This window comes from Hymenobacter metallicola, from assembly GCF_004745645.1.
In the GTDB taxonomy this organism is placed as follows: Bacteria; Bacteroidota; Bacteroidia; order Cytophagales; family Hymenobacteraceae; genus Hymenobacter; species Hymenobacter metallicola.
In genome coordinates, this window is the sequence record NZ_SRMB01000002.1 from 506,829 (window position 1) to 520,474 (window position 13,646).

Sequence of the window (13,646 nt, forward strand, 5' to 3'; positions counted from 1 at the left end):
ATTAGCTAATCGGGACTTTGCGCAGGATGGCGTCAATCAAATCCTGGGTGCGGATGCCGTCGGCCTCGGCTTCGTAGTTGAGCAGGATGCGGTGGTTGAGCACGTCGCCGGCTACGTCCTTGATGTCTTCGGGCAGCACGTAGTCGCGCTCGTCGAAGAAGGCCACGGCCTTGGCCGCCCGGTGCAGGGCAATGCTGGCCCGCGGGCTCACGCCAAACTGCACGTACTGGGCAAACTCGGGCAAATCGTACTCGGCGGGCTTGCGCGTGGCAAACACCAGCTCGATGATGTACTTCTCCAGCGTCTCAGAAATCTGCACCTGGTTAATCATGCTCCGGATGCCGAAGATGTCTTCCTTGGTCAGAATCGGGTTTACCTCGCCCACGTAGCTCATGTTGGCCATGCGGCGCATCACTTCCAGCTCGTCGGCCTTCTTGAGGTAGTCAACGTGCACTTTCATCATAAACCGGTCGACCTGGGCCTCGGGCAGCGGGTAGGTTCCCTCCTGCTCCACCGGGTTCTGGGTAGCCAGCACCAGAAACGGCAAGTCCAGGGGGTAGGTCGTTTCGCCGATGGTTACCTGCTTTTCCTGCATGGCTTCGAGCAAAGCACTCTGCACCTTGGCCGGGGAGCGGTTCACTTCGTCGGCCAGCACCAGGTTGGCGAAAATAGGCCCCTTCTTTACTTCGAAGACTGACTGGTTCTGGTTGTAAATCATGGTGCCGACCAAGTCGGAGGGCAGCAGGTCGGGCGTGAACTGCACCCGCTGAAAATGCAGGTGGAGCACCTTCGACAGAGTACTGATGGTCAGGGTTTTGGCTAGGCCCGGCACGCCTTCGAGCAGGATGTGCCCCCCGGTGCACAGGCCAATGAGCAGGCGGCCCACCATATAGTGCTGCCCCACCACTACTTTCCCGACTTCGGCAAAAACCTGCTTGATCTTTTGCTGATAGTCAGCAGCTTGTAGCGGCGGCACGAGGTCAGAAGAAGGCAACGACATACGAGTCTATAACAGTAGATACGGTTAAAGGTAGCAAAACCCGGCCGACCATCTGAAGGCCTTTTTTGATTTACTCGGCAGCGGCTCCCTGCCCAAGCCGCAGATTTCCACCTGAGCTTTGCTCGGCATACGGTATATTCGGGGGCTGTTTCTCGTATTTTTCGTGGCTACGCTATGTCAGCTATCCTCTCCACTATTCCCGCCGACTTACGCCGCTTTTTACTGCTGGCGGTCGGCTTTTATGTCCTCTGGTTTTTTGGCTACGAGCAGTGGCTGGCTGTCGACGGGCGCCTCGATGCGGCGTTATCAGCCAATATTACGGCGGCCAGCGCGGGCGGGCTGCGCCTGCTGGGCTACGATAGCGCCGTGCACGGCCTGGATCCGTACCTGCTGCTGCTCAACAGCCAACCGGTAGTGCACGTCGGCAACCCCTGCAACGGCTTGGTGCTTTATGCGCTGTTCACGGCTTTTGTACTGGCGTTTCCCGGGCCCTGGCGGCGCAAGCTGTGGTTCATTCCCCTGGGAATCGTGGTTATCTACCTTATCAACATCGTGCGGGTCGGGGCCTTGGCCCTCAACCACCTCTACTCCCACCAAACCGTCGATTTTAACCACCACTACACGTTCACATTTGTCGTGTACGGCTTTATTTTTCTGCTCTGGATGCTGTGGGCCCGGCGCCTAGCCTCTCCTTCTGCTGCTCATGCCCACTAGCCCCACCCAGCTCCAGCCTAGCCTGCCCCGGCAGAGCGGGCGTACTGCCGAGCTGCTGCGTTGGGCCGTGGCCGCTGTCCTGGTGGTAGCGCTGTTCAGTATTGGCATTTATTCTGACACCGTGCTGGCTGCCATCGACCGGTTCTGGCACAATCTGCTGGGGCTGCTTGGGTTAGCGGGCCACGCGGCCACCGTGCAGCAGGGCATCAGTGGCTTGGTCACCAAACGCAGTCTGATTTCGGTGATAACCTACGCCCTGTTCTACACCAGTACCTGCTTGCTGCTGCTGGTTGTGGCGCTCAACAGCGCCCGGCGCATCCGGTTGGTGTTTGTGCTTTACGGCGCCGTTTTCGTCATCTGCGCCGTCCTGGTGCTGACTGGTAAGCTGGCCGGCGACGTTGCCTGGGCCTATAAGCTCGCGCGCCGCCTCATCGACTTTATCGTGTCGCCGCTACCGGTTATTATTTTGGTACCCCTGCTGCGCTGGTACGTCCCGGCCCGCTCCTAGCCTTCTTTACATCTGCTGCAGCCACAGGCGGGCTATGTTAATGTCGTCGAAGGTTAGAATGACAATGCCGGCAGCCGTATACTGAATAGTCAGATCGGTTGACAGCCGACTGTATACATTAGAGGAGTATACCCAGGCGAAGTATTCGCAGCCCGCCGCCCGCATAGCCGGAAACCACTCTTTACCGCCCCACTCGGCGGCATCGGCCCACATACTGGTCACCAGGGTGTTGTCGTTCAGCACTTTCCGGCAGCCCTGCTGCTCCAGATATTCCAGCATCTTGGTCGCCCCCGAAACCACGGACTCGTAATCCTGGTCGCCGATCCATTCCACATGGAGCCACTCCGCATAATCATCGTAGCGAATGCTGATTTGTGGTGTTTCGTAGAGAACTTGTTGACCCATAGTGATAATCGGCAGCCGACAGGGTGGCAACTGGCCAGCAGGCGGAGTGGTGTACGCTATTACCAGGGCAAGGTAGAACTCGGCCGGAATAAAAAAGCCCCGCAACTACGAGCTGCGGGGCTTTTCGTACCAGAGACGGGAATCGAACCCGTACGCTCGTGAAAGCAAGGGATTTTAAGTCCCTCGTGTCTACCAGTTCCACCACTCCGGCAGGTGAACCAAAAAGGTATTAAACTAAAAAAAGGATGCTGCTGGAGCAACATCCTTTTTTGAGCGGGAGACGAGGTTCGAACTCGCGACCTCGACCTTGGCAAGGTCGCGCTCTACCAACTGAGCTACTCTCGCTTTTGATCTTGGCGCCGTAGTGGCGTTTTGATGTGACAAAGGTACTACCGTTTTCCTTTGTGTCAAGGGCTACCCCAAAAATAATCGTTAAAATTTTACTCCTATAGGCGTTTCTAGCTCATTTTCAGGCAGAAAATTTTTCAAGAATCTTCTGCCTGAAAAGAGCTGTTACGGTGACTACTTGCCTTTAGCACCCAAAGCCAGCTTCAGTTCATTGAGCTTGAGCAGGGCATCGATGGGCGTAAGCGTGTTTACATCTAGTTGCTGGAGCTGCTCGCGGATGCGTTCCAGCACCGGGTCGGCGGGCTCGAACATGCTGAGCTGCAGGCTGGGCCGGGGTGCCGAAGCGACGGCCGCAGCCGGCTGGGCAACGGGGCCCCGGGCTGCTTTGCCGTTTTTGGGCTCGGTTTCCAGGCCGGCCAGCACTTCATCAAACTCGGTAGGCCCTTCTTCGATGCCAGTCGAGGCCCGCTCCTGCTCGAGGTGGTGCATGATTTCGTTGGCCCGCAGCACCACGGCCGTGGGCATACCGGCCATGCGGGCCACGTGAATGCCGAAACTGTGCTCGGAGCCACCTTCCACGAGCTTGCGCATAAACAGGATGCGGCCGTCGGCCTCGCGCACGGCCACGTTGTAGTTGCGCACCCGTGGGCAGTCTTCGGCCAGCTGGTTGAGCTCGTGGTAGTGGGTGGCAAACAGGGTCTTGGCCCGGGCCTTGGGGTTGTTGTGCAGGTGCTCGACAATAGCCCAGGCAATGCTGATACCGTCGTAGGTGCTGGTGCCCCGTCCGATTTCGTCCATCAGCACCAGGCTGCGGTCCGAGAGGTTGTTGAGGATGCTGGCCGTTTCGGTCATCTCCACCATGAAGGTACTCTCGCCCTTCGAGAGGTTGTCGGAGGCGCCCACGCGGGTGAAAATCTTGTCGATGACGCCGATGGTGGCCGCGTCGGCGGGCACGAAGGAGCCAATCTGGGCCAGGAGCACAATCAGGGCCGTTTGGCGCAGCAGGGCCGACTTGCCGGCCATGTTGGGCCCGGTGATGACCACAATCTGCTGCTCTTCCTGGTCGAGGCGGATGTCGTTGGGGATATAGGCCTCGCCGGGCGGGAGCTGCCGCTCGATGACGGGATGACGGCCGGCCCGGATGTCGAGCAGCGTGGAGTCGTTTACCACGGGCTTCACGTAGCGCTGCTGCCGGGCCGTGGCGGCAAACGAGGCCAAGCAGTCGATGATACCGATAGCGCGGGCATTCTGCTGAATCTGGGGCACGAAGTCGATGGCCGACAAGACCAGCTCGTTATAGATGTTCTGCTCGATGACGAACAGGCGTTCCTCGGCGTGCAGAATCTTTTCCTCGTAGGTTTTGAGCTCCTCGGTGATGTAGCGCTCGGCATTCACCAGAGTCTGCTTCCGAATCCAGGTGGCGGGCACCTTGTCCTTGTGGGCGTTGGTAACTTCGAGGTAGTAGCCAAACACCTTGTTGTAGGCCACTTTCAGGGACGAAATACCGGTGTTCTGGATTTCGCGCTGCTGGAGCTGAAACAGGTAGTCCTTGCCCGAGAAGGCAATGCTGCGCAGCTCGTCCAGCTCCGGGTCGATGCCCTCATTCAGCACGTTGCCCTGGTTGGTGAGAATGGGTGCGTCGGGCCGGATTTTGGCCTTGATTTCCTCGCGCAGCGTCTCGCAGGCGTTGAGCTGGTCGGCCAGCTTCTGCAAGGCCCGCATGCCCGAACCGGCCAGCAGCTCCCGAATCGGGCCCACCGCGTCGAGGGCGCGGCTGAGCTGCAGCAGCTCCCGGGGGTTGATGCGGCGCACGGCGACTTTGGAAATCAACCGCTCCAGGTCGTTGATTTGCTTGAGCTGCTGCACCAATTCCCCTAGCAGCTCGGGGTTGTCGAGCAGGCCTTCCACCGTATCGAGGCGGCGCTGAATCTGGGCGGGCTCCTTGAGGGGCAGCACCACCCACTTACGCAGCAGGCGGGCCCCCATGGGCGTCACGGTCTGGTCCAGAATGTCAATCAGGGGTACGCCGCCGGGGTGCTGGGCGTGCACGAGCTCCAGGTTGCGGACCGTAAACCGGTCGAGCCACACGTACTTGTCTTCCTCCAGGCGGCCGATGCTGGCAATGTGGCCGATGTCGGTGTGCTTGGTTTCGGCCAGGTAGTGCATGATGCAGCCGGCGGCCGTAATGCCTTCCCGCAGTCCGTCGATGCCAAAGCCCTTGAGCGAAGCCGTATTGAAGTGGCGGGTGAGGGTTTCGTAGGTGTAGTCGGCCCCAAACACCCACTCGTCGAGGGCATAGTGGCAGTAGTCCGGGCCGTAGTGCTGCTCAAACTCGGAGCGGCTCTTTTTGCAGAACAAGACTTCGGCCGGGGAGAAATTCTGGAGCAGCTTGCCCAGGTAGGCATGGTCGCCCTGGGCTACGAGGAACTCGCCGGTGCTGATGTCGAGAAAGGAAATGCCGCACTCCTGCTTGCCGAAATGCACGGCGGCCAGGTAGTTGTTGGAGCGGCGCTCCAGCACGTTGTCGTTGAAGGACACGCCCGGCGTAACCAGCTCGGTAATGCCACGCTTGACGAGGCCCTTAGCCTGTTTGGGGTCTTCGAGCTGGTCGCAGATGGCCACGCGCTGCCCGGCCCGCACCAGCTTGGGCAGGTAGGTATCGAGAGAATGGTGAGGGAAGCCAGCCAATGGGGTTTCCGACGAGGTGCCGGCTCCGCGCTTGGTCAGGGTGATGTCCAGGATGCGGGAAGCCGTCACGGCATCCTCGCCGAAGGTCTCGTAGAAGTCGCCGACGCGGAACAGCAGCAGCGCGCCGGGGTGCTGCTCTTTGAGTTGATAATACTGCTTCATCAGCGGCGTATCAATCACCGGGGCGGGCCCCAGCGTGCCGTGCATGGGCACCGGCTTCTTCGGAGTAGAGGCAGTACGCAAAGGAATTAAATAAAATAAGGCGCCCGAAAGCGCGAGGATTACTAGAGAAAGGACTACTTGCCAACAGCGGCAGCCGAAGCGTCAGTTCCGGCCGGTGGCCTATCGGGTGGCGCATCCTACCTTTGGGCAAACTACCTTGCTGGCAATGCGCAAAAGAACAATGGAAGAGCTGAACCGGCTCTCGGTGGCAGACTTCAAAAGTACGCAAAAATTCCCCCTTACCCTGGTACTCGACAACGTGCGCAGCCTGCACAACGTGGGCTCGGCCTTCCGCACCGCCGACGCCTTTGCCATCGAGAAAATCTGGCTCTGCGGCATCACGGGGCGCCCCCCGCAGCGCGAAATCACCAAGACGGCCCTGGGCTCGACCGAGTCGGTGACTTGGGAATACGCCCCGACTACGATGGAAGCCATTGAGCAGCTCAAAGCCGCGGGCTACGTGGTGGTGGCTGTGGAGCAAACCGACGCCAGCCAGCTGCTGCCCGCCTTCCGTCCCCAGCCCAATCAGCCCTACGCGCTGGTGATGGGCAACGAGGTGTTCGGCGTCGACGACGAAGTACTGGCCCTGTGCGACGCGGCCGTGGAAATTCCGCAGTTTGGTACCAAGCATTCGTTAAACGTGAGCGTAGCCGCCGGCGTGGTCTTGTGGGACTTCATCAGCAAGCTGACCGGCCCAGCAAGCCACCAAGGATAGCAGCCTATTGCTTCGGCACAAAAAAAGCGGCGCCCCTTTCCAGGAGCGCCGCTTTCTCAATGACTGGGCGTTTACTTCTGCACCAGCACCTTGGTAGAAATTACATCGGCGGCACTGCCGAGGCTAACCTGGTAGAGGCCATTGGCCAGCTTGCTCAGATCCACGGGCAAATCGACCTGGCCGGCCGCAGCCGACACGATCTGACGGGATACGACCTGGCCCAGGCTGTTGCGTACGAGCAGCTCCAGACCCGAAGCAGGCTTAACGAACGTAGCGCGCAGGTGCGACAAGCCGGTGCTCGGGTTAGGATACAGGCTCAGGCCGCCAGTGGCTTTCAAGTCGGCCGCGACGCCGGTCACGACTTGCACGTTCACATTGTCGATAGCCCAGCCCCAACCGAAAGAGCCGGGGTCGGCAAAGAGGCGGAAGCGCAGACGCACCACGTCGCCGGGCGCAAACTTTTGCTGCAGGCCGAAGGAATGAGGCGTAAACAGGTCGGCCGTGCCTACCGCCGTAGAATTGCTGTTGGCCTGGCTGCTGTTCCAGGCGGCCAGCCAGTTGGGGCGTAGGCGGGAATCGTAACCGTCGGCCAGGGGCACCCAAGTGGCACCATTGTCCTTGCTGCCTTCGACGACCACATAATCGTAGAAATCGGGGGTACCAAACACGCTGCCGGGCTCACCGGGCTCGACGAGCACCACCTCATCAAACGACAGCACCTGCGGGCTCGACTGAACCGTAATTGGCACCAACATCTGGTAAATCAGGGTGGTATCGTTGGAGTACGCGTGGTCGGAGTGAATGGCCGGGTTGCTAAAGCCCGTGGGCTGGGCAACGGAGAAACCCTCGCCCACGAAGTCGAGCGGCGCGGGGTTGTTCAGGTTGTTGCTGTAGGCGGCCTGGGCTGGCTTGAAGCTGACCACGTTGAGCACACTGGTACCCGAGCCCGGCAGAGCCGTTTGATTGGCATTGGCGGCCGCGTCGCGCACTACCACGCGGTAGTTGATAACATCACCGGCCACGAGCGGACCGGCGCTGGTGTTGAACGTACCCACGAAGTTGTTGCTAGTGCCCTGGCGCGTGAGCTGAATCGGGGTGCGGGGAGTCCCGTTCACCGTCCATTCTACTTGGGCCACTCCTACGCCCACGTTGTCGGTAGCCTGCACCAGGATCTGGTAGGGCAGCTTATCAGCGAAAACATAGGTAATCGGCTTGTGGCTCACCACGGGAGCCGTGGCGTCGGGGCCAACCACGAAGGAATAGCGAGCCAGGGTGCTCACGTTGGGTTGGAACGCGGCCGGCGCGGTATATGTGCGGCCGGTTTCGTTGTCGGCGGCGGCAATGTAGTAGCTCACCGTATGGTTAAGCCCGGGGTTCTGGATAATGCCCTGGTAAGTGGTGCCGCCCGTGCTGGTCATTACAACTGTCGTCAGCGGGCCGTTGTCGATGGCATAGAAGAGCTTTACCGAACCGGGCGTAATCGTACCGTCGCTGATAATGGAGGCGTTGACGGTGTAGTTCTGCGCCGTTTCCGTGTCCGGGAGCTTGGTGTGGCGAATGGCAGTGTTGAACCAGCCCATTTCGTCGAACATGCGCAACGTGATGGGGCCGGGGTTGTGCATGGCTTCGGCCGAGCCAATGCTGGGCGTCATCAGCGAGTTGATGTCGCCGGCCGTGTAGGTGGCCTCGTTCAGGTGCGAAATACTGGAGCCGCTCGAGTACGTGGCCGGCGCGTAGATGCGGGGCCGTTGGCCACCATTCACGGCCTTGGCCAGGTTGCTGTTGAAATACACATTGCCGCTGGTGAACTGAGCGCCCAGGGCTGTCGATGCGTTGGGGAAAACCTTGTTATTGACCAGAGGAGAGCCGGCCTGGTTTTCCAGATACGTGCTGAAGATGGAAGGTGGGATGCTGTAAGAACCCGCGCCCCCGCTGTAGCTGGTGCTGGCAATAAAGCCCAGGCCGTGGCCCAGCTCGTGCAGTACCACCGATACCAGGTCGTGCTTACCGGCGGGTACGTTGCCGTCGGTGCCGTAGTACCAGTTGAAGGTACTGCTGAAGCGGGCGTTGATATCGGGCAGGTTGGCGCCGTTGAGCTCCTGGCCGGTAATTTTCTCGGCCAGGGCTACCGGGTACGATACGCCGCTACGAGTAGCACCGCTTATATCGTTGTAATAGGCCGTGGCCCCGGCTGAGCCGAGTACGCCGGTGCCCAGGGGCGTCCAGGTGGCCTGCACATGGATAGTCACCGGCGACACGAGCAGGGACTCCCATATTTCAACGGCGTGCTGGAAGGCAGCCTGCGCCTCGGGTGAGAAGCCGGTATAGGTCACTTCAATGTTGGCGGCCGTGCTGCGGCGCCGGCCCGTACGCTGCTGCTCCAGGTAAGCAGCGGGCAGCTCGAGCTTGGTATGCATATCCTCGGCCCGACCGTAGCAAACAGTCGTTGGGGACGGAGCCGATACTTTCACGAAAGTTTGGGCCTGGCCTGGCAGCCAAGCAGCTACCAACGCTGGCAGCAAGAGTAGTTTTTTCATCAAGGCAAAAAATATTAACAGTAGGTAAGAACTCTAAAGCTACGGCATTGAGGCTATTTACCCAAGTCTTGCCCCAACTAAGCCCCACACGGAGCGGATCTTACCAGCCGGCCGCTTTTATAGCCAAACGCAAGGTTGGTCCTGGGAAAACCAGTGCTGGTGTAATAAAATCGGGGGCGCTGCTGCTTCTGGCCAACTTGGCGCAGCGGTACGCAAAGGGCCCTTGTGTATTGCGGCATTATCTCACTGATCATTTTATTGACCAATAGAAAATGATACCATCGAAAAGAATGAGGCATTTCTCCCGGGTGGCGTTGGCCCTCAGCCTGACGTCCCTGGGCCTGGTAAGTTGCGAGAAGCCAGAACTCGAAGTAGCTCCCGAAGCTACTGGCACAGCATCCAGCGCGCTCCGCAGCGCCAGCGACTCCGACCGTCTTGCCAGCGACTATCTAGCCTCTCTCACCGCCACGCTCACACGCATTGTTAGCGAAAACGCCGAGGCGAAGTACGTGCTGGGTGAGCTGGCGCTGAAGCGGTTCGACGGCGACTATGATGTAGCTTACAAGACCCTGCTGGAAGCGCGGGTCGGTGGGGAGAATTTCGCTTCTCTGCTTACGCAAGAAGGATTCGAGATTGAGCCTTTGGCAGCCGGGCTCACGGAACAGCAGGCCAACCGCCTGATTATTTCCATCCCGCTCAACATCGAAAACTGGGCAAGCGCCTCACAAATCAAGGGGACTTTCATTCCCGTGGGCGTGCGCGACTCTGAGCTCAAAGAGGTAACGGTCTACGATGCGAAGGGCAATACGGCCGCATTCTCACCCGATTTGGTGCCGCTGGAAGCCACGCTTTCCACGCGGGAAGATGAAGTAGAGTCGGCGGCTCCCTTTATCGTGACCAGTCTGGGCGAACGACTGGACGAGAATGGCCAGGTACGGGTTGAGTTCACGCAAGCTTACCAGGAGCGGCTGCGCCTGGAGCAGGAAGCACTAGCCAATACGGCTGCTCGGGGTGGCGGCCGCGTCGAATATCTGCGCGGCATCAAGTGCGACCGGCTGAACGTCTACGAACCAGGGATTCGTGGCGAACCCGAATTCCGCATGTATGCGGCTAGCTCTTACAACAACAGCTTTTCCACCGGCTCACCGGTCGTGACTCCTTACACGATTCAGAACGGCACGCTGTTCACGGGTAAGCGTAAGAAATTCGACTACGGCTTCGACCCGAACGTGCAGCTCTTCACCTGGACCACCAGATTCTCAGACTTCTACACAGTGAAGTGGCTGGAAGAAGATGGTGGCCCCACGGTGACATTGACCCTGAATGCGGGTTATGAGAAGGACGGTATCAAGTTTGGAGGATCCACTACCGTTGATTTCTCCCGCTGGGAAAACGATGACATTGTGGGAGAGCAGTCCATTCATGTGCAGGATCAGGACTGGCGGTATTATATCTACTCCTACAACGGTCCAGACCCCTTGTTCCTGACCACAATGGAGTCGCGGTAAGTACCGCTGGCCTCGCCGCAGGCGGCCCCACCAGCAGCTCACCCGGCTTAGATTCGCCCGGGCAGGTGCAGCTGGTGGGGCCAGAGGCCTGAAAGGAGCCCCTAACCACCCGCTGGCTAGTTCTGTATCTATCAGCAAGTTACAAATTCAATAGCGTCTATTTACTCGCCTTATCCTCTTTTCAGCTACCCATGAAATTCTTTACGTTTGTAGTGCTTTGGTGTCTGCTGGCCGTGCAGGCCGTCGCTCAGGACTTCATTTCTCAGTCTGCCGAGGAGCCTAATAAGGCTTTGATTATTGGAGGGCAGCCCATTGCTATCAGCCAGGCACCCTGGACGGTATCGGTGAAAAGCAATCTGCATTCCAACCCAAACTACCAGCCTATCGGGGGTGGCTCTATTGTGGAGCCCCGTTGGATTCTGACCTCGGCTAGCGCCCTGATTGGTCAGTCGGCCGCGAACCTGCAGATTCGCGCCGGCGCCACCGATCAGGCTACGGGCGGGCAACTGGTGCAGGTAGCTCAGATTATCCGCCACCCCGGCTTTAATGCTTCGACCTTCGAAAACGACATTGCCCTACTGCAACTCAGCACTCCGCTTCTATTCAACGCGGACGTTAAGTTGATTAAATACGCCTCCCCGGCGACACTGCCCGATAACCTGATGAACGCCGGTGTTTCGGCTTCCCTCTTGGGCTGGGGCGCCACTGTTGATGGGAGTTATACCGTTACCAATCAGCTTCGTAAGGCAGATATGTCCATCATTTCCAATCTAGATGCTAATAACCGCAACCAGGGCAACGTACCCTTCCCCGGCCCCCCCGTGCCCCTGGTATCAGCGAACATGATTGCCGTGTTCCAGTCGGGTAAAGGCGCCGGCAACCTCGACGGCGGCGGGCCGATGGTTATTTACAACGGCACGGAGCCCGTGCTGGCCGGCTGCTCGAGCTGGAGCCGCGACCCGCGCGACCAGTACCCCAGCATCTGCACCCGCATCAAAAATTACGCATCCTGGCTGCAGGGTCTGCTGCCCGCCCCGCTCACGGTGAGTGTCAGCAGCAACGTGGTACCCCAGCTCGACGACGCGGTTAGAGTCGATTTCTACGCCGGTGGCCTGGGCGGTGTGCCCCCTTACACCTACCTCTGGACTGCTGACATCCGCACCGGTACGGGCCCCTGGGGAATTTCGCGTAACGGCGGCTCGCAGTTCTCCATCAGCGGCGGCCACCCCGACAATGCCGACCAAATCTGCGCAATCGTGCGGGTAACGGACGCCAGCAACCAGGTGATTGAAGCCCGCAGCTGCGGCAACCAGGCTGAAACTTCCCGGACGGCCATTACCACGTACCCCAACCCGGCCGATACCTACCTGGAAATCAGAACGGCCGAAGCCGCTCAAAAGACCACCCGGCGCACGGCCACCACGCCAGTCGCCCAGGCGCACATCAACCTATACGATGCCCAGGGTGTGCTCAAATACTCAGGCACCACCCAGAATGGCCTCCTGAAGCTTGACAGCAGCACGCTGCCGCAGGGTATCTACCACCTGCAACTCAGCCAGGGCAATGCTGTTTCTACCCGTCAAATTGTTATTCGTCACTAGCACGCCCGGCCTGACCGCCAAGGTTCAGCTCCGCTGACGATTCTGCTACCCCCCTTCAAAAAAAGTCCGTCTGGCTTTGTGCCGGCCGGGCTTTTTTGTTGTTCCCCATCGGCCGACTCATTACTTTTCAATCTATGCCAACCTCTTTTACGCCTGCTGCCCACGATACCGCACTGCTTGCCTTGCGACCCACCGTTGGGGCGGAGCTTCCGAACGAGCCGGATGCTTCCGCCGGTGACTTTCTGCACCGCACGCTACGGCCCGTGCTCAAACTGCAGAATCAGGTGCTGCTGGCGCTGGTGGCCGACTTTGTGCGGGAGCACCACATTGGTTTTCAGGAACGCAGCGCCATTGAGCAGCAGCGGCTGGTGGCCGAGTTGCTGGGGCGCAATGTAAAGCTGCGCTACACTATTATCGGCTCCGTAATAGGGTTGTTTACGCAGGCTGAACACCAGTTTTACCGTCAGCACCGGTCCGAAATCAACCGCCGGGTTCTGGAGCTGACTACCCAGCGGGTGCAAAGCCAGCTGGCCGAGCTAACCGAACTGCTGACCACTGCGGGCAAGGGCTGATGATGCAAACCCACTACCGCACGCTGGGAGTTGAGGAGCAGGCGACGCCCGATGAAATTCGCCGGGCCTACCGCAAACTGGTGCTGCTGACCCACCCCGACCGCACCACCGACCCAACCGCCCACCAGCAGTTCCTGCTCATCAACGAAGCCTATGACGTGCTCAGTAATCCCGCCCGCCGCCGGGGCTACGATGCGCTATTGGCAGCCCTGCGGAGTCCGGCCCGCCCGGTAGTTACGGCTCCGCCCCCGCCGGCTGCGGCGCGGCCTAGGCCTCCTTTCACCACCGTAAAGCCCTCCCGCCGCTTCCGGGGCAAGCCCATCGACTTCAGCCCGTATCAGCGCCCCATTCGGTTGTGGGGTAAAATTCTGGTGCTGCTGGGGCTGCTTGTCTTTGTCGACTATTATGGCTTCACCTATACCACTACCGCCGAGTTGATCAATACCACTATTTACGATAGTGGGGCAGATACCTATGTGGTTCGGACGAGCAAAGGCCGTTTTTTAACCTGGGAAGACCCCACGGCCACCACCGCCGTGTTTCGACCCGGGGAACCCCTACGGCTGGACGTTTCCCTGCTCTTCCGCTTTATTCGCGGGGCCCGGTCGGCGGCTGGCCCGGCGCTGCCCGTGCTGTTCCGCCATCAGGCCTTGTTCTTTTTTGCCGGCCTGCTGCTCGTCTCCGCCGGGCTTACCCAAGGCCGCATCCTGGGCGACGCGGGCCGGGTAAACGCGGCCATTTTTGCCACGAGTTTTGCCGTGCTGGTCCTGATGATGATTCGGATCTAACTTCTGATGCAAAAAAAGGCCGGCCATTATACAATGGCCG

11 protein-coding genes and 2 tRNA genes are annotated in these 13,646 nt (G+C 59.5%); 7 read left to right on the top strand and 6 right to left on the bottom strand.

Annotation, left to right across the window (positions count from 1 at the left end; translation table 11 throughout):
* Position 1: 1 nt before the first annotated feature.
* Positions 2 to 1,000 (bottom strand): AAA family ATPase, encoded by a 999-nt coding sequence (locus tag E5K02_RS12915; protein WP_135395194.1) that lies wholly within the window; start codon positions 998 to 1,000, stop codon positions 2 to 4.
* Positions 1,001 to 1,174: 174 nt separating this feature from the next.
* On the opposite strand from E5K02_RS12915, the gene xrtX reads away from it, so the two are divergent.
* Positions 1,175 to 1,714 (top strand): exosortase X, encoded by a 540-nt coding sequence (xrtX, locus tag E5K02_RS12920; protein ID WP_135395195.1) that lies wholly within the window; start codon positions 1,175 to 1,177, stop codon positions 1,712 to 1,714.
* Complete coding sequence (locus E5K02_RS12925) at positions 1,704 to 2,222, top strand: XrtX-associated membrane protein (protein ID WP_135395196.1); 519 nt, start codon at positions 1,704 to 1,706, stop codon at positions 2,220 to 2,222. The genes xrtX and E5K02_RS12925 overlap by 11 nt, the downstream gene beginning before the upstream one ends.
* Positions 2,223 to 2,228: 6 nt before the next feature.
* Here the strand turns inward: E5K02_RS12925 and E5K02_RS12930 are convergent, their stop codons facing one another.
* The 4 genes from E5K02_RS12930 to mutS all read right to left on the bottom strand — a co-directional run bounded on the left by E5K02_RS12930 (position 2,229) and on the right by mutS (position 5,870).
* Entirely contained in the window at positions 2,229 to 2,627 is a 399-nt protein-coding gene (locus tag E5K02_RS12930) for a hypothetical protein (RefSeq protein ID WP_135395197.1), read from the bottom strand.
* Positions 2,628 to 2,754: 127 nt separating this feature from the next.
* Positions 2,755 to 2,838: transfer RNA gene (locus tag E5K02_RS12935), tRNA-Leu, on the bottom strand.
* 61 nt (positions 2,839 to 2,899) lie between these two features.
* Positions 2,900 to 2,972 (bottom strand) — tRNA-Gly (locus E5K02_RS12940).
* A gap of 177 nt (positions 2,973 to 3,149) precedes the next feature.
* The gene (gene mutS / locus E5K02_RS12945; protein ID WP_206025970.1) at positions 3,150 to 5,870 is read right to left on the bottom strand and encodes a DNA mismatch repair protein MutS; all 2,721 of its coding nucleotides are present in this window, start codon (positions 5,868 to 5,870) and stop codon (positions 3,150 to 3,152) included.
* 181 nt (positions 5,871 to 6,051) lie between these two features.
* Between mutS and E5K02_RS12950 the strand changes: the two genes are divergently transcribed.
* Complete coding sequence (locus tag E5K02_RS12950; protein WP_135395198.1) at positions 6,052 to 6,600, top strand: RNA methyltransferase; 549 nt, start codon at positions 6,052 to 6,054, stop codon at positions 6,598 to 6,600.
* Between the two features lie 71 nt (positions 6,601 to 6,671).
* On the opposite strand, the gene E5K02_RS12955 is transcribed toward E5K02_RS12950, so the two are convergent.
* Positions 6,672 to 9,137: a T9SS type A sorting domain-containing protein gene (locus E5K02_RS12955; protein WP_135395199.1), complete on the bottom strand. Its 2,466-nt coding sequence runs from the start codon at positions 9,135 to 9,137 to the stop codon at positions 6,672 to 6,674.
* Positions 9,138 to 9,427: 290 nt separating this feature from the next.
* On the opposite strand from E5K02_RS12955, the gene E5K02_RS12960 reads away from it, so the two are divergent.
* The 4 genes from E5K02_RS12960 to E5K02_RS12975 all read left to right on the top strand — a co-directional run bounded on the left by E5K02_RS12960 (position 9,428) and on the right by E5K02_RS12975 (position 13,606).
* Entirely contained in the window at positions 9,428 to 10,645 is a 1,218-nt protein-coding gene (locus tag E5K02_RS12960) for a hypothetical protein (RefSeq protein WP_135395200.1), read from the top strand.
* Positions 10,646 to 10,836: 191 nt separating this feature from the next.
* Positions 10,837 to 12,246 carry a trypsin-like serine protease gene (locus tag E5K02_RS12965; RefSeq protein WP_135395201.1) on the top strand — a complete coding sequence of 470 codons (1,410 nt, stop codon included), beginning with the start codon at positions 10,837 to 10,839 and terminating at the stop codon, positions 12,244 to 12,246.
* A gap of 134 nt (positions 12,247 to 12,380) precedes the next feature.
* On the top strand, positions 12,381 to 12,818 hold the full coding sequence (locus tag E5K02_RS12970; RefSeq protein WP_135395202.1) for a hypothetical protein: 438 nt from the start codon (positions 12,381 to 12,383) through the stop codon (positions 12,816 to 12,818).
* Positions 12,818 to 13,606 (top strand): J domain-containing protein, encoded by a 789-nt coding sequence (locus E5K02_RS12975; protein WP_135395203.1) that lies wholly within the window; start codon positions 12,818 to 12,820, stop codon positions 13,604 to 13,606. The genes E5K02_RS12970 and E5K02_RS12975 overlap by 1 nt, the downstream gene beginning before the upstream one ends.
* Positions 13,607 to 13,646 lie beyond the last annotated feature (40 nt).